The sequence below is a fragment of the Flavobacterium sp. GW823-FHT06G12 genome (genome assembly GCF_058794775.1).
In genome coordinates this window covers 243,322-260,437 of sequence record NZ_JBXAHE010000006.1, presented here as the reverse complement: position 1 = coordinate 260,437, position 17,116 = coordinate 243,322, and the positions used below count along the sequence as shown (strand labels likewise).

Sequence of the window (17,116 nt, the reverse complement as noted above, 5' to 3'; positions counted from 1 at the left end):
GCTTTATACGATTTAGAAATGTTAATCAAAGAAAATTAGAAAATATGGATACGATTGATAAATCTAAAATTGCCATTCTTACCACTGTTGCAAATTTTGAGTTGTATAAAAGAACAGCTACAATTTTTCCAGAGGAGATTGATAAAATCGTTATTGATGGAACTAATGGGATGTATGGTTTAGAGAGTATAAACTATATGTTTAAGAAACTCAACAATAAAAAGTATGAGTGGATTATAATGGCAGATGAAGACGTTTTTTTCTATGATTCTAATCTTGTTTTCGATTTGATTACATACATGGACAAAAATGATTATCAAATATCTGGAGTTAGGGATGGTGGATTAATTAAACACAGAATTAATAATCCAGAAGTAATTAACACTTTTTTCTCTGTAATAAATTTCAAGAAATTATCAGAAATATACGATTTTAAGTCAGTCAAAGAACACCAAATATTTATCCCAGAAATTTTTGAGAATAAAGACTATTCTTTTTTAAAATACGATTATGATATAAAGAGCCTTGATGAACCATATTACTGTTTTTATTTTTGGTCTATTCTAAAAGGCTTTAAAGTTTTATATCTCGATACAATAAATCCAGTTAATAATGATGAAACGGGAAATATAGTTCTTGATGTAAATGGAAAAAAAATAGCTTTTCACAGCTGGTATGCTCGTGCCTATAAAGTTCATGAAGATCAAACCAAAAGAATTGATCATTATATAAAAGAATTTAAGATTGAAGAAGCATCAATCAATTTAAAAGATGTGCATGTTTTAAAAAAGAGATTTTTTAATTTTAAGAAAAGACTTAAAAAAAGTATAAAAAAATATATAGGAAAATGATAACAATAATTTTTCCTTATCGCAATAGAGAACCGGCCCGGGTTAAACGTTCTTTAGATTCGCTGAAAGGCCAGACAAATTCTAACTTTGAAGTTGTTTTTGTAGACTATGGCTCAAATTCAGTATCAGCATCCAATATTAAAGACTTAGTGGCTAATTATAAATTTGTAAAATACATTTATAATTATTCAGAATTTCAGCCTTGGTCAAGAGCTAAAGCAATTAACATCGGACTAAAAAATGCTACCACAGAGTACATATTTACAGCTGATGTTGATATGATTTTTAGTCCAAATTTTGTTTGTAAACTTCATGAATTAAAAAATCCATTTAAAGGCTATTATTTTAAAGTTGGTTTTTTGAACGAAAAAGAATCAGAATCTGATAAGAAATTTCAAGATTTTAAAATTGATTTTAGTAGTGGAGTTGGAGCGCAAGGACTATCATTATTTCATCTTAATAGTTTGAAAGAAGTAAGAGGATATGATGAATTTTTGCATTTTTGGGGAGCTGAAGATATCGATATTCATAATCGATTAGAAAAAAATGGGGTTGAAAGTGTTTTTTATTCGGAAGAAATTTTAATGCTCCATCAATGGCATACCAGCTATAGAAAAGAAGAAAAAAAAGTGCTTGCAAAAGATCTGCAACTGACATATATTATAAAAATAAATCATCAAAAACTGTTAGCAAATACAAAAAATAAAGGAGTACAAGTCAATAGTATAAACTGGGGAGCTGGTATTTGTAAAAATGATTTTGAGATTTTAAAAAAGGACAAGCAAGAAAAAATAATGCTTAACAAAAAAGAGGTTGTCAGCCACTTTCTGTTTTGTGAATTACCGAATTTTGAAGACAATATTTTAAACATTAGTTTTATGGAAGATCCTTTTCAGAATTCTCTGAAATATAAATTAAAGAAAATTCTAGGCAAAAAAGTTCCTAAATATTATACTTTAAAAGAAATTAATGATTTACTGTTGCTTCATATTATTTCTTTTTATCATACTTTTCCTTACTTGTACGAGGTCAGTGACGAATTAAATAGTATCAGATTCAAAATAAAAAAAAGTGATTAGAGGAGCATTCTCAAAAGAATTGAGCAGCTTCGAAAATATAATTTCATGAATTCACCTAAAGTTTCAGTAATAATTCCAACCTATAATCGTGCACACATTATTAGTGCGACGCTAGATAGTATACTAAACCAAATCTATCAAAATTGGGAATGTATTATTGTAGATGATGGTTCAAATGATGGTACGGAAAATATAATAAACAAATATTTAAAGCATGATAATCGCTTCAAATTTTATCGCCGCCCATCTAATCGTTTAAAGGGAGCAAATGCTTGCAGAAATTATGGAATTGAAAATAGTTGTGGGGCATATATAATGTTTTTAGATTCAGATGATATTTGTGAGTCTTTTTGCTTAGAAGAAAGGGTAAAGATAGTTACTAGTGACCTTTCGATAGATTTATTAATTAGAGATGGAGCCTTTTTTATTGATGATGTAAAGCAATCATTTTCCTTTAACAAAGATCCAGAAATAAAAAATAATGAAAATTATTTGAGGATGTTTTTAAGCCATAATACTCCTTGGCAAACTACCGCGGTTCTGTATAAAAAAAGTAATATAAGAAATTGTCAGTTTGATGAAAAATTAAAGCGTTTTCAGGATTTAAGTTTTAATATTACAGTACTTTCGCAACCTGAAAGAATAAAAATTCATAGAGACTTTAAAATTGATTATTACTACAGAGATGATAAGCAGAAAGTTTTTAGTCCAAATTTTATAAGTAATATGTATGAATCTTTTGTTGTTTTTCATCAAGTTCATATTAATTTGTTTGAAAATAAAATTTACGAAGGAGACTTTAGAAGATTTAATTGTAAAATCATTTATCAGTTTGTCATGCCATATTTCTATCAAAATAAAAAAGCATCAAATCAATTTCTTTTCTGGACAATAAGTTCCGATATGTATTCATTTTCGCAAAAATGGACATTGATTGTATTGTTGTTTGTTCTAAATATAAATCTATATAGAATAAAAGGTATCGGAATGTATCAATTTAGGAATAAGATAAAAAGCTTTGAAAATTAATTCTAATAAATAAATGCCAAATAAAACCTTAATATCTGTTGTTGTTCCTTGTTATAAACAATCTCATTTTTTAGCGGAAAATCTACAGTCAGTTTTAGATCAGACTTTTGAAGACTGGGAATGCATCATTGTTAATGATGGTAGTCCAGATAATACAGAGGAGATAGCTCAAGAATGGTGTAGAAAAGATCATCGTTTTAAATATTTAAAAAAAGAAAATGGAGGCTTACCAAGTGCGAGAAATGCAGGAATTGCTCTTAGTGAAGGAAAATATATTTTGCCATTGGATTCTGATGATAAAATTCATTCAAGATATCTTGAAAAAATTTGTGAAGCGTTTTCTGAAAATCCAGAAGTAAAAGTTGTTACTTCTAGAATTCAATTATTTGGAGCTAGCAATAAGGAATTGAAATTACCAGATTACAGTTATAAAAAAATATTGGTTAGAAATTGTTTCGGCCATTGTTCTGCTTTTAAGAAAGACTCTTGGAAGGAGGTTAATGGTTATGACGAAAATATGAAATCGTTTGAAGATTGGGAATTTTGGATAAGGATATTAGATGGAAATAGTAAAGTGTTTAAAATTCCGGAGTTGATGTTTATATATAGAAAACATTTTGAAGGTAGTATGAGTAATAAATTCGCATTGGATCCTGATTTTTATTTTGGCCTTTACGATTATGTATTTCAAAAGCATAGGGAGATTTATAGAAAATATTTTCCAAATCCAATAATAGCTTATAATGAAAATTTAATTTTAAAAGAATTCAACGAAAAAGTCAAAAGAAATTTTATTTTCAAAATGTATGTTAAAATAAAAAAAATATTATGATTAGTGTTGTAATTCGAAATAAAAATCAAGAAAAGGCACTAGGGTTTTTATTAAAAAATTTAAAAGAACGCTATCCTGAAGATATAGATGAGATTATTGTTTTAGATAATCTATCTACAGATGGAAGTAAAGATATAGCAACTCAATTCAATGCCAAATTTGTTTCCATAAAAAAATTCAGTTATGGAGGAAGCGCAAATTTGGCTGCAATGTCTGCGTCTAATAATATTGTGGTTATCTTTAGCGCTCATTCTTATCCAGTTAGTCCAGATTTTTTTAAAGTAATTAAAGAAAAGTTTGAAAATAATAAAAATCTAGCAGGCTTACGTTGTTTGCATTCTTCAAATGATTTTAGAAATTATATACTTGGAATTGATGCTAGGAGTGATCCTAATAAATCAGGGGTAATTTTTTCGGGATCAGCTTTTAGCCGTAAAGTATGGGAAATCATTCCTTTTAACGAGCAAGTTCCTACCTTTGAGGATAAAGATTGGACTTTGAGAGTTTTAAAAGCTGGTTATGATGTAGAATTTGCACCAGTTGTTTTTAATTACGAAATAAAGAGAACTCTGGCACAAGAGTACTTTAGATTTAAGAATGATATATTAGGAAATTATCAAATTTGGCACGTCGAGCCCAGTATGATTTCTGTTGTTAAGGGTTTTATTATGTCATTGCTTAAAGTTATTAAAAATTCGTTTATTCAAATTTATTATATACTGAAGAGATTCTTTTTTATGATAAAATTTAAAATTACCAAACCTCAAAAGTTTAATTATTAATGAGAATTATTTTTTTATACTGGTGTTCATTAGAGAGAAAAGATGGGAAGGATAATTATGGAGATTTATTATCAAAATATATTGTAAAGAAAATTTCAAAGTCAATTGTTTTTAAAGTTAAATATCCATCCTCTAGATTTTACAATTTTTGGATTAAGAACTACAGTGTTATAGGAAGTATTATTACTTCCGCAAGTAGAAACACAATTGTCTGGGGAAGTGGTATCATAAAAAAAAATGAAAACATTAGAAACGCAAAATTCTTAGCAGTTAGAGGTCCATATACCCGCAAGAGAATTATGGAGTTAAATTATGAATGTCCAGAAGTTTATGGTGACCCAGCTATTTTACTGCCGTTTTTTTTTGATAAAAAAACAAAGAAAAAATTTGAAGTCGGAATAATTCCTCATTATGTTGATTTTGACGAGGTAAATGAATTTTATAAAAATGATTCAAGAATTAAAGTAATAGATTTGCTAACTAACGATGTCGAAGCAACAACATTAGAAATATTGGAATGTGAGCAAATAATATCATCATCTTTACATGGAATAATTGTTTCTCAAGCTTATGAAATACCGGCAATTTGGGTTAAGTTTTCAGATAAATTATCAGGAGATAATATAAAGTTTTATGATTATTTTGAGTCTTTAGGTATTCAATATAAGAATGAATTTGTTTATAATGTAAATGATTTAGACTATGTAGAAATAAAAAAATTACTAATGTCTGAAAAAGAAATTTTACTTCCCGAGAAAGAAGTAGTTAGCTTAAGAAGAAAAGAATTATTAGATAGTTGTCCTTTTTAAATGAGAATTGGCGAAAACCCTACAAGAGATAGATTAATAGAAAAAAGTGATTCTTCGCACCGAATTATCATTCCTTTATATATACCCCATGAAAAGGATTACTATAAGGATGCATTTAAAATTTTTAAATTATGTGTCTCATCTATAATAAAGACAAGTAATTCGATAGTAAAGATCTCGGTAGTCAGCAATGGATGCAGCGATTCTATTAACGAAAGGCTATTGGATATAGCTAAAGAAGGTTTAATAGATGAGCTAATTATTGAAAAAGGGGCAGTTGGAAAAGTAAATAGTATTTTAAAAGCATTAAGAACTGCGCAAGAACGCTTAGTTACTGTTACTGATGCAGATGTATTATTTGTCAATGGATGGGAAGAAGGAATTTTAGAAGTTTTCAATGCTTTCCCTAAAGCCGGATCAGTCAGTCCTGTACCGGTTTTTAGAACACATTTAAGACTAACTAGTAATATATGGTTGAGGAATTTTTTTTCTAAGAAATTATATTTTAGAGAAGTTAAAAACCCCGAAGGGCTTACTGCATTTGCAAAAAGTATTGGGTGGCCAGATTTAGAATTGAAATTTAAAGATGTTATTGCGACAATTCAATCTAAAAATAATACGATCGCTGTGCTAGGATGTTCACATTTTGTAGTTACTTATAAACGAGAAATTTTCGATCAGTCTCCAAAAACAAATAGTATTTATCAATTGGGAGGCAATAGCGAACATCTTTATCTTGATGAGCCTGTTATTAAGATGGGAGGATATCGTTTAGCCACTTACGATAATTATGCTTTTCATATGGGTAATGCTTTTGAACCTTGGATGGAAGATGTTTATGAAAATCTGAAAGTAATAGACAAAATGGTGATGGACTATAATACCCTTCCGTTTTTAAAGAAAAAAAAATTAGAGTGTTTTTTTTCTGAAAAAATTTTTAAAAAGATTTTTATGAATAAAAAAATACGTAGTTTGATTTTTAAGTATAAAGGACTAAATCAAGAACAGATAAAAAATTTTTTAAGTTGGTAACTTACTTTTAAAAGTGCTCAAAAAACTTTGGATTCTCATTTAAAGAGATAAATTAAAAAGGTAAATTTTATGAAAAAAACCGCTATAATTCCACTTCGTAAAAATTCAAAAGGAATTCCTGGGAAAAATAAAAAGAAAATGCTTGGAAGACCACTTTTTTCATGGGTTTTAACAGAAGCTATTTTCTCAGAATTAGATGAGGTTTATATTTTTACAGACGATCAAGATATTATTGATTATATCAAGAGAGAATATTTTTGGACTCCAAAAGTAAAGGCTCTTTTAAGGAATGACGAAAATGCTTCTGACTCCGCATCTACAGAAAGCGCCATGCTGGAATTTGCTACATTGGTAAAAAACGATTTTGATGTGCTGTGCTTATTGCAGGCAACTTCTCCAATGACAAAAGCCCAAGATATTAATGCTGCATTAAACGAAATCCTTATCAATAAAAAAGAATCGGCTTTGACTGTTGTCAATACACACCGTTTTATTTGGAATTCAAATGGAACTCCAAGTAATTATGATGTTTTTAAAAGACCAAGGCGCCAAGATTTTGATGGATTATTGGTTGAAAATGGAGCTGTTTATGTTACCACAAAAGACGCTTTCTTAAATTCGAAAAATAGAGTAAGCGGTTCTATTGGTTTGGTAAAAATGGCAGAAGAATCTCTTGTAGAAATTGATAGTTTATCTGATTGGGATATTATTGAAAAACTTTTAGGAGATCGTCAGAAAAAACAAAAATTACACCAAAGAATAGATTATTTAGTTTTAGATGTCGATGGTGTTTTTACAGATGGATGCGTCTATTATGATGCTAATGGCGAAATGGCTAAAAAGTTTGATATGCGCGACGGAATGGGCTTGGAAATTTTAAGACAGAATAATGTCGAAGTTGTAGTTATGACTTCAGAAAATTCTGAATTAGTTGCGCAGAGAATGAAGAAATTGCAGATTAAACATATATTTTTAGGAGTAAAAGATAAATTTTCCTTTTTAACACATTTTCTTTCAGAGAGAAATAGTAGTTTTGGCACCGTTTCCTACGTGGGTGATGACGTAAATGATTTGACTAATATTTGTAGTGTTGGATGGTCTTTTGCACCAGCTGATGCAACAGATATTGTAAAAGCAAATGCAGATTATGTTTTAACACACCAATCTGGAGGTGGAGCAATACGAGAAACTTGTGAAATTTTATTAAAGTATAATAAACGTTATGAAGGAATTTAAAAAACCTTATGTGATTGCAGAAATTGGATGTAATCATAAAGGCGAAATGGAAATAGCAAAGGAATTAATTAAAATTGCAAAGATCTTCGGAAACGCAGATGCAGTAAAATTCCAAAAGCGCAATAATAAAGAACTTCTAACAGAGGAACAATATTATGCTCCGCATCCAAATGCTTCTAATTCTTATGGAGAGACTTATGGTGCACATAGAGAGTTCTTAGAATTTGATGTTGAACAGCATAGAGAGTTAAAATCATATTGCGAAGAAATCGGAATTATATATTCTACATCGGTTTGGGATACAACTTCAGCAAAAGAAATCGCATCATTAAATCCAGATTTTATTAAAATACCATCTGCTTGCAACAACAATTTTGAAATGTTGGAATGGCTTAGCGAAAATTATTCGGGAGAAATTCATATTTCTACAGGAATGACAACTAAAGATGAGACAGATACTTTGGTCGAATTTTTTACTAAAAAAGAAAGAAACCAAGATTTAGTTTTATATAATTGTACATCAGGTTATCCAGTTCCTTTTGAGGATGTTTGCCTTTTAGATATTACTATCCTACAGCAAAAGTATGGACATTTGGTAAAGCATATTGGTTTTTCTGGTCATCATTTAGGAATTGCTGTAGATGTGGCGGCTTATACTTTAGGAGCTAATATTATCGAAAGACATTATACCCTAGACAGAACTTGGAAAGGTACAGATCATGCTGCTTCATTAGAACCAATGGGTTTACGCAAACTTACTCGTGATCTTCAGGCGGTTTATCAAGCGTTGAATTTTAAGTCTACCGATATTTTGCCAATCGAACAAATTCAAAGAGACAAACTAAAAAACAAAAAAGTACAAGCTTAAAGGATTTCAATTAAAGCCATTTAAATATCTTAACTTGTAACAGAGGCTAAAAATGAAGATGTAAAATTTTCCTATTAGATCCTATTTAAATTAAAATGAAAAAAAACATATTTATTTTTTTGCCTGATGGTGTTGGACTTCGAAATTTTGCCTTAACCTCTTTTAAAGAAATTGGAGAACAAAATGATTTCGATATTACATATTGGAACAACACTCCATTTTCGATTAAGGAGAAACTAGGTTTTGAAGAATTAAAAATTCAAGAAAAAGCATTACATCCATTAACAACAGTTTATAGCCGTGCGCGTAAAAGAATGGAATTAAATTTCTTTGATAAGAAATTTAAAGAGGTGGTTTACAATACCTATAATTTTCCGCAATCTTATAAAGGAGTTGCTAACCTTGCTAAAAGTTTAATGGTCGATGCTTTGACAACTTTTGGATCTAACGAAAAAGGAATCAAATTTGTTAGGAATCAAATAAAAAAAGGCGAGCGAACTACAAGTAAATACAAAGAAAGTAAAAGACAATTAGAAAAATACAGACCAGATTTTGTTTTTTGCACCAATCAGCGTCCAACGCAGGCAATTGCTTCTATTTTAGCAGCACAAGACTTAAGAATTCCAACAGGAACTTTTATCTTTTCTTGGGATAATCTTCCTAAAGCAACGACGCTAGTCGAAACTGATTATTATTTTGTGTGGAGTGAACACATGAAAAAAGAGGTTTTAATGTATTGTCCTTATGTAAAAGAAAACCAGATTTTTGTAACAGGAACACCTCAGTTCGAAAGTCATTTTGATAAAACAATTTTACAATCAAAAGAAGAATTTTATAATTCACATAATCTCGACTTAAACAAAAAATATATTTGTTACTCTGGTGATGATATAGTTACATCTCCTTTAGATCAATATTATTTAGAAGATTTAGCATTATCAGTTAGAGAATTAAACCAAAATGGATATTCTTTAGGAATCATTTATCGAAAATGCCCAGTAGACTTTACAGATCGTTATGATGAGGTTTTGAAGAAATATCAAGATGTTATTGTAAGCATTGATCCATTATGGAGTCCAGTTGGGGAAAGTTGGAATGAAATTATGCCGACAAAAGAAGATTTTGCATTGCAGGCAAATATTTGTGAATACACAGAATTTGTTGGTAATATAGCTTCATCAATGGTATTTGATTTTTCTGCGCACGATAAATCTTGCTTATTTTTTGACTACGAACAGCCACAACTTAGAAAGGGAATTCGTGATATTGGGCAAAACTATAAATACATTCATTTTAGATCAAAACCTTCAGAGCAGTCTGCTTTATGGATAAGAGATAAAAAAGATCTAACCAATATGGTTAAAGATATTATTGACGGAAAAATTTCAAGTGTTAAAGACAGTAAAAAGTGGTTTGAGATTATTGTTGGACCAAATCCTACCAAAGCATCTGAAAAAATCTGGGAAAGTTTAAAAGATATCTCAGGAAGTAATTTAGATTAATCAATAATATTTAATTCAGAGAGATGTATTATCTACTATGTCACAAGTAAATCGTATTTATTTACCCAATTTAAATTCATTAAGAGGAATTGCTGCCTTAATGGTCATTTTTTCTCATTTACCTGCTGATAAATTTATATTAGCATTTAAAAATTTCGGCACTATTGGTGTAGCCATTTTTTTTACACTAAGTGGTTTTTTGATTTCATATCTTTTACAAGTAGAAGCAAAAGAGTTTTTTACTATAAATGTAAAAAACTTTTATATAAGAAGAATCTTAAAGATATGGCCACTTTATTTTTTAATATTGTTTTTTGTATATATACTATATCCACATATTTTTCCGTCATGGTATGATACTGAACAGGAGAGGTTTTCTGCAAAAAGTCTATTGATGAATATCTTCTTTTTGACTAATGTAACTCTTATTTTGAAGCTAACTCCTTTCATTATTAGAGTAATTTGGTCAATCGGAATTGAAGAACAATTTTATTTGATTCTGCCGTGGATAATGAAAGTTGAGGAGAAAAAACGAATTTTTATACTTTTCGCATTAATTTTTCTATTGCCATTTTCTAAGCTGTTTTTAGTATTATATCAAAAGATAACAGCTAGTGATTCTTTACAAATTATTTCAAGTATAATAACTGTTACAAGATTTGATTGCATGGCAATTGGGGTATTGTTTGGAATTTTATCTTTTTCTAAAGAAATTAAACTAGGGAGGTTTATTATCAAACAACAGTATTTTACAAAAAAAGAAGTTCAGATAACGATATATGCTCTTGCATTAATCTTTGTTTTAATCACTATAATAGTTCCTTCTCTTTTCAATATAATTAATTATGTAGTTTTACCATGGCTATTTGCAATTATAATTTCTAATCTGGCTACAAACAAAGAATCTATTTTTCATTTAGAAAATAAAGTATTCAACTATTTAGGCAAAATTTCATATGGTATGTATTTGCTACATGAGTTTGTTATTTTGATGTTATTGCCTTTAGTATTGCCTTATCTTGTAGATTTACCGTCGTTTATTAAAAGTTTTATTGGTTATCTGATTGCTTTTGGTTTGACTATTATTATTTCTCACATTTCCTTTTATTGTTTTGAAATTCAATTTTTAAAACTTAAAAATAAAGTGTCGTATTTTAAGACATCTAATGAATATTAAATTTTATAACCGTTCGTACAGAATCATATGTTTTTTAATTCCTTAGCATTTGCTGTTTTTCTGCCAGTAGTTTTTTTTCTCTACTGGTTTGTTTTCAATAAAAACAAGAGCACACAAAATGCTTTATTAATTGTTGCAAGTTATTATTTCTATTCTTGTTGGGATTGGAGGTTTCTATTTCTGCTAGTTTTTTCAACATTTTTAGATTATTTCACAGGAATTCAAATCGAGAAAAGTAATTCGGGAAAAAGTCGAAAATTTTGGTTTTGGCTTAGTATTTTAGTAAATTTAGGATTTCTAGGAGTCTTTAAATACTATAACTTCTTTGCAACTTCATTTGCCGAAATGTTTACCTCAGTTGGCTTTAAAGTAAGTCCAATGTTGTTGAATGTAATTTTACCTGTTGGAATTTCATTTTACACTTTCCACGGATTATCTTATGTAATTGATATTTATTATAAAAGAATTAAGGCGGAATATAATTTCATAGATTATTCTTTATTTGTAAGTTACTTTCCTCTTTTAGTTGCTGGACCAATTGAAAGAGCAACGCATTTACTTCCAGAGTTAAAAGAAAAACGCGAGTTTAATTTAGAAAAAGCAAAAGAGGGAGTCTATCAAATTGTTTGGGGACTTGTTAAAAAAGTGGTTATTGCAGATACTTGTGCAGTTTATGCTAATGCTATTTTTGATCATTATCAGTCAATGAATTCTTTTTCATTAATCATGGGGGCAATTTATTTTGCATTTCAGATTTACGGAGATTTCTCAGGATATTCAGATATTGCACTAGGAGTTTCTAAATTATTTGGTTTAGACTTATTGCGAAACTTCAATTACCCATATTTTTCAAGAGATATAGCAGAGTTTTGGCGTCGTTGGCATATCTCACTTTCCTCTTGGTTTAGAGATTATTTATATATTCCTCTAGGTGGAAGCAAAGGTGGACTTTGGATGAAAATCCGAAATACATTTATCATTTTTGTTGTTAGTGGATTCTGGCACGGAGCCAACTGGACATATATTGTTTGGGGATTTATAAATGCTGTTTATTTCCTTCCACTATTGCTTTCAAATAGTAATAGAAATAATATGGATTCTATAATTTTAAAATGGAATCTAGATTCTGTCAAAGTATTGTTTAGTATTCTAACAACATTTTTGTTAACTTGTATTGCTTGGGTATTTTTTAGAGCAAAAACTATTACAGATGCTGTTTTGTATCTAAAAAGAATATTTACTAACGGCGAGTTTAGCCCTCAGTATTTAGATAACGAACGATATAATTATGAATTACTATTGATGATTGGTCTGTTTGTTTTAGTAGAATGGAATAATAAAACTAAAGTAGAACCAATTTCAGGAAAAAGAAGTTGGTTAAAAATGGCATTGGCAATTATTGCAATTATTGCTTTCGGAACTTATTCTGATTATAAAGAATTTATTTATTTCCAGTTTTAATGAAGAAGTTTTTATTATACATATTAGGAATTTTTCTTTTAACAGTTGTGATAGCAGTTCTTCTGGACGGATTGTATACTTGTGTTTTTATACAGTCCAAAAATCGTGGAAAAATAGAAACCGTTTTCAATTCTACATCAAAAAAGTATGATGTGGTTATTTTAGGCTCTTCAAGAGCTAATAATCATTTTGTTTCCCAAATGTTCGAAGATAAAGGATTAAATACGTTTAATTACGGAATGAGTGGCGGACATTTATTTGAAGCTTCATTAATGTTAAAATTAATGATAGAAAGAAAATATGAAATAAAAAATTTAATTCTCGAAGCAGATTTGAATCTTTCTAACGATCAGGAATCTGAGGGAGTTGCTGCAAAATTTCTTCCCTACATACATTGTTCAAAAGCCATTAAAGATCATTTTTTACCAGAACCAAATTTCAACGAATTATATTATATTCCTTTTTACAGATATGTAAAATTCGATTCGAAAATTGGTTTTCGAGAAATCTATAAAATTGCTGTAAACGAGAAAACTAATGCATTAGACAATTTAGGATATTACCCTTTAAAGAAACATAAAAATGGTAATATGAAAAATAATATTGTTAATCTAAATCCGTTGCCACATAATAAATATTACGAGGAAATTAAGAATATTTGTAAAAAAAATAATATAAATTTTATTGCTGTTATGACGCCAATGTGCGAAAATGTTGTTGGAATGAATTACTTTGATAAGGTAAAAAAAGCGTATCCTGAAATTCATAATTATGAAAATGTTGTTGTAGAAAATAAATATTTTTCTTCATGCGGCCATATGACAAATCATGGAGCTCGATTATTTACAGCAAGAATTATCAGAGATTTTTTTGGGAAATAATAAATATAGGCAATGAAGAATTTTTTAATTTATGTATTCAAAATTTTAGTATTAACTTTTGTTTTGATGTTTATATTGGATAAAATTTATTCATATGCCTTTCTCCAATCGAATAAAAGAAGTAAAATCAGTCTTATTTATAATTCGCCGCCAACAAATTATGATGTTGTAATATTGGGCTCTTCTAGAGCAAACAATCATTTCGTGACAAAAATGTTTACAGATAAGGGGCTAAAAACATTTAATTTCGGAATGCAAGGCTCTAAACTGTTTGAGTCTGATTTGATTCTGAAATTACTTTTAGAAAAAAAAAATAAAATCAAAAATGTAATAATTGATGTTGATGTTACACTAAAATCTGAAAACAAATCAGAGAGAACATTTTTGATGTTTTTGCCTTATTTTGATGATTCTCGTGTTATTAGGCGGCATTTTGAAGAATTGGAAGACTTTAACAGCTTTTACTATATTCCATTTTATAGATACCTAAAATTTGATTCAAAAATTGGTTTTAGAGAAATGTTTTCTTCTGTCTTAAATAAAAAAAGTAATGAAATTGGTAATGGAGGATATTATCCTTTACCTGAAAATAATGGAAAACTAAATGCCGAAATTTTAGATTTTCAACCACAAAGGAATAAATATTATGAAGAAATTAAAAAGATTTGTAAAGTAAATAATATTAATCTCATTGCAATTATGACACCTATGTGTGAAAAGGCTGTAGTTAATGATTACTTCAAAAAAGTCAATATGCTATATCCTGAAATTTATGACTATGAAAATAAGATAATTGAAGATAAATATTTTTCTACCTGTGGACATATGAATGATATGGGAGCCAAAGCTTTTACAACAAAAATTTTAAACGATTTTTTTAATAAATAATGCATATTGCTTTTTTAACCCCAGAATATCCCCATTCAAAAACACTGCCATCTGGTGGGTTGGGCACTAGTGTAAAAAATCTTGTATCAGCGTTAATTGCTGAAGAAATTAAAGTTTCTGTATTTGTTTATGGACAGAAAAACCAAGAGGTTATAAAAGAAGATAATGTTGAAATTCATCTTATTAAAAACAAAAAATATAAGTTTTTAAGATGGTTTTTTTATCGTAAATACATAGAAGAATATTGCAACTCATTTATAAAAAGAGAGTCTATTGATTTAATAGAAGCTGCTGATTGGACAGGAATAACAGCTTTTATGAATTTCAAAATTCCATTGGTAATTCGTTTTCATGGAAGTGACACTTACTTCTGTCATCTAGAAAATAGAAAACAGAAGATAAAAAATTTCTGGTTTGAAAAATTGGCCATAAATCGCGCACAAGCATTTATTGCACCAACTAAATTTGCCGGAGAAGTTTCAAAAAAACTTTTCAAAATTCGAGAAAAAGAAATCAAAATAATTCATTATGGGCTTAATCTAGGAAATTTTGAAAACCAAAATCCTCATCAATTTGAAAAGAATTTGATTCTATACATTGGAACTTTAATTAGAAAAAAAGGTGTTTTAGAACTGCCGGAAATTTTTAACAAAGTTCGAAATGATTTCCCAAGTGCTAAATTAATTTTAATAGGAGCAGATTCTTTTGATATAAAAACAGGTTCAAAATCGACTTGGGAATTAATGAAAAATTTATTTAATGAGGATGATTTAAAACACGTTCATTATTTAGGTAAAATTCCTTACGATGAAATTCAAAATTACATAAGAAAAGCAAATGTGTGCGTATTCCCAACTTTTGCAGAAACTTTAGGAATGGTAACAATAGAATCGATGGCTATGCAAAAAGCGGTTGTGAATAGTAATATTGGTTGGGCACAAGAACTTATTGTAGACGAAGAAAGCGGTTATTTGGTTCACCCTTCAAATCATGATCTATATTCTAATCGAATTATTCAATTGCTAAAAAACAATTCACTTTGCCTAGAAATTGGAAAGAAAGCAAGAATTAAGGTAGAACTTAAATTTGATATCAATAAGTTAGTAAAAGAGAATATAGAATTTTATAGAAAGATAACCAATCAAAAAAGGTAATGGTCGTTGTTTGTCATCAAAATAATAAGGTTGTAAAAGTTTACCGAGAGAGAGAAGTTATTTCATTTAGCGCTTCTTTAAATCTTGCCGCAACTTTAATGACGTTAGCAAAAAAATTCCCAACAGATAGATTAATCTGGAGTCATACTGCAATAGAAGCCAACATAAACTGGGATGCTTTAGATTCAATTTTTCATCATGACAGAATTATGGCATCTTTCAATAGCGACCAAGAAGAGTATTTTTCCGAAGGTATTGGTTATATTGACGAATCTATTTTTATAAATGTCAATAAAAATGTAAGTTATCCGACTTGGTTATGCAGTAGTGCTTTGGGAGGAATTAGTTCTAAAGCATTTTTGCAATTTGAAAATACAATTGAGTTAGAAGATAACTTTGATTATTTCTTGAACAGTATAGCAAAAATTGGAGCTCCAAAAGGATTATTTTGCTATTATGAGCCAAGACTTGTTATAGATAAAGCAATTTCTGTACCTGTTAAAAAGGCAAATGTTTATACCTTATTTCGATTTACAAAGCAACATTATCGTACACGTTGGATATTCATATTGCTATTGAGTTTTTTAGTTTTCGAAAAACGTTTTCCTATAATGGCTTTGTTGTTTTCTTTAAGATTTAAAAAGCGTGATAAAACCGCTATTGACATGTCTGCAGTACCAGTTCAATCAAAGTTGAAAGTTGTAGAGTCTAAAACTATTGATGTTATTATTCCGACAATAGGACGAAAAGATTGCTTATATGATGTATTGCAAGATTTAGCAAAACAGAGCCATTTACCCAAAAATGTTATAATCCTAGAACAGAATCCGATAGCAGAGAGTAGTAGTGAGTTAGATTATTTAACCACAGAGAAGTGGCCTTTTGTTATTAAACACATTTTTACTCATACAACGGGAGCTTGCAATGCGCGAAATGTTGCTTTGGGCCAAGTCTCGAGCGAATGGGTTTTTTTAAATGATGACGATAATAGGTTTAATGAAAATTTAATCATTGACATTTTTGATAAAATAGAACAGTTCGGAATATATGTTGCGACAACATCTTATTTGCAAAAAAATGAAAAATTAGTTTATAAGGATATTCATCAAACGGATATTTTTGGCTCAGGAAATAGTTTTGTAAAATCAAGTTGTTTAGATAAAGTTTCTTTTTCAATGGCACTAGAATTTGGTTATGGAGAAGATTTTGACTTTGGCGTGCAATTACGAAAAGAAGGCTTTGACGTAATATATTTTCCTAATCCATCTATTTTACATTTAAAAGCTCCTTTTGGAGGATTTAGAATTAAACCCAAATTTCCTTGGTTAAATGATAAACATCAGCCAAAGCCATCGCCAACAATCATGTATATAAAGAAAAAACATTTACATCCAAAACAACTAGAAGGATATAAATTAAGACTCTTCATGAAATCTATCAGAAATGAGTCTTTTTTTAATTGGTTTAAATTTTATGCATCATTTACGAGACGATGGAATGCAAGTATAAATTGGAGTAATAAACTGTAAGAATTT

At 29.1% G+C, this 17,116-nt stretch carries 16 protein-coding genes; all 16 read left to right on the top strand.

Translation table 11 applies throughout. The features are described from left to right. The first annotated feature begins 44 nt into the window (after positions 1-44). Positions 45-851 carry a hypothetical protein gene (locus AC1Q5Z_RS21675; RefSeq protein WP_343588599.1) on the top strand — a complete coding sequence of 269 codons (807 nt, stop codon included), beginning with the start codon at positions 45-47 and terminating at the stop codon, positions 849-851. Beyond that, the gene (locus AC1Q5Z_RS21670; RefSeq protein WP_343588598.1) at positions 848-1,930 is read left to right on the top strand and encodes a glycosyltransferase family 2 protein; all 1,083 of its coding nucleotides are present in this window, start codon (positions 848-850) and stop codon (positions 1,928-1,930) included. Before AC1Q5Z_RS21675 ends, AC1Q5Z_RS21670 begins: the two co-directional genes overlap by 4 nt. Positions 1,931-1,975: 45 nt before the next feature. Continuing rightward, complete coding sequence (locus AC1Q5Z_RS21665) at positions 1,976-2,959, top strand: glycosyltransferase family 2 protein (RefSeq protein WP_343588597.1); 984 nt, start codon at positions 1,976-1,978, stop codon at positions 2,957-2,959. Between the two features lie 13 nt (positions 2,960-2,972). Continuing rightward, a complete protein-coding gene (locus AC1Q5Z_RS21660; protein ID WP_343588596.1) occupies positions 2,973-3,791 on the top strand; it encodes a glycosyltransferase family 2 protein in 819 nt (272 codons plus the stop codon). Next, positions 3,788-4,573: a glycosyltransferase family 2 protein gene (locus AC1Q5Z_RS21655; protein ID WP_343588595.1), complete on the top strand. Its 786-nt coding sequence runs from the start codon at positions 3,788-3,790 to the stop codon at positions 4,571-4,573. Before AC1Q5Z_RS21660 ends, AC1Q5Z_RS21655 begins: the two co-directional genes overlap by 4 nt. Further along, a complete protein-coding gene (locus tag AC1Q5Z_RS21650; protein WP_343588594.1) occupies positions 4,573-5,382 on the top strand; it encodes a polysaccharide pyruvyl transferase family protein in 810 nt (269 codons plus the stop codon). The genes AC1Q5Z_RS21655 and AC1Q5Z_RS21650 overlap by 1 nt, the downstream gene beginning before the upstream one ends. Then, the gene (locus AC1Q5Z_RS21645) at positions 5,383-6,414 is read left to right on the top strand and encodes a glycosyltransferase (protein ID WP_492446792.1); all 1,032 of its coding nucleotides are present in this window, start codon (positions 5,383-5,385) and stop codon (positions 6,412-6,414) included. Positions 6,415-6,483: 69 nt separating this feature from the next. Continuing rightward, positions 6,484-7,650 carry a cytidylyltransferase domain-containing protein gene (locus AC1Q5Z_RS21640; RefSeq protein WP_492446791.1) on the top strand — a complete coding sequence of 389 codons (1,167 nt, stop codon included), beginning with the start codon at positions 6,484-6,486 and terminating at the stop codon, positions 7,648-7,650. Beyond that, on the top strand, positions 7,637-8,518 hold the full coding sequence (locus tag AC1Q5Z_RS21635) for an N-acetylneuraminate synthase family protein (RefSeq protein ID WP_343588591.1): 882 nt from the start codon (positions 7,637-7,639) through the stop codon (positions 8,516-8,518). Before AC1Q5Z_RS21640 ends, AC1Q5Z_RS21635 begins: the two co-directional genes overlap by 14 nt. Positions 8,519-8,613: 95 nt before the next feature. Continuing rightward, positions 8,614-10,020, top strand: coding sequence for a glycosyltransferase family protein (locus tag AC1Q5Z_RS21630; protein ID WP_492446789.1), 1,407 nt, complete (start codon positions 8,614-8,616; stop codon positions 10,018-10,020). A gap of 37 nt (positions 10,021-10,057) precedes the next feature. After that, positions 10,058-11,197, top strand: coding sequence for an acyltransferase family protein (locus AC1Q5Z_RS21625; protein WP_492446787.1), 1,140 nt, complete (start codon positions 10,058-10,060; stop codon positions 11,195-11,197). A 27-nt stretch (positions 11,198-11,224) separates the two neighbouring features. After that, complete coding sequence (locus AC1Q5Z_RS21620; RefSeq protein ID WP_343588588.1) at positions 11,225-12,658, top strand: MBOAT family O-acyltransferase; 1,434 nt, start codon at positions 11,225-11,227, stop codon at positions 12,656-12,658. Next, the gene (locus tag AC1Q5Z_RS21615; protein WP_343588587.1) at positions 12,658-13,539 is read left to right on the top strand and encodes a hypothetical protein; all 882 of its coding nucleotides are present in this window, start codon (positions 12,658-12,660) and stop codon (positions 13,537-13,539) included. Before AC1Q5Z_RS21620 ends, AC1Q5Z_RS21615 begins: the two co-directional genes overlap by 1 nt. A 213-nt stretch (positions 13,540-13,752) precedes the next feature. Beyond that, a complete protein-coding gene (locus tag AC1Q5Z_RS21610) occupies positions 13,753-14,427 on the top strand; it encodes a hypothetical protein (RefSeq protein ID WP_343588586.1) in 675 nt (224 codons plus the stop codon). Beyond that, positions 14,427-15,581 (top strand): glycosyltransferase family 4 protein, encoded by a 1,155-nt coding sequence (locus AC1Q5Z_RS21605; protein ID WP_343588585.1) that lies wholly within the window; start codon positions 14,427-14,429, stop codon positions 15,579-15,581. The genes AC1Q5Z_RS21610 and AC1Q5Z_RS21605 overlap by 1 nt, the downstream gene beginning before the upstream one ends. Continuing rightward, positions 15,581-17,110, top strand: a complete 1,530-nt coding sequence (locus AC1Q5Z_RS21600) for a glycosyltransferase family 2 protein (RefSeq protein WP_492446784.1) — start codon at positions 15,581-15,583, stop codon at positions 17,108-17,110. Before AC1Q5Z_RS21605 ends, AC1Q5Z_RS21600 begins: the two co-directional genes overlap by 1 nt. Positions 17,111-17,116: the final 6 nt, after the last annotated feature.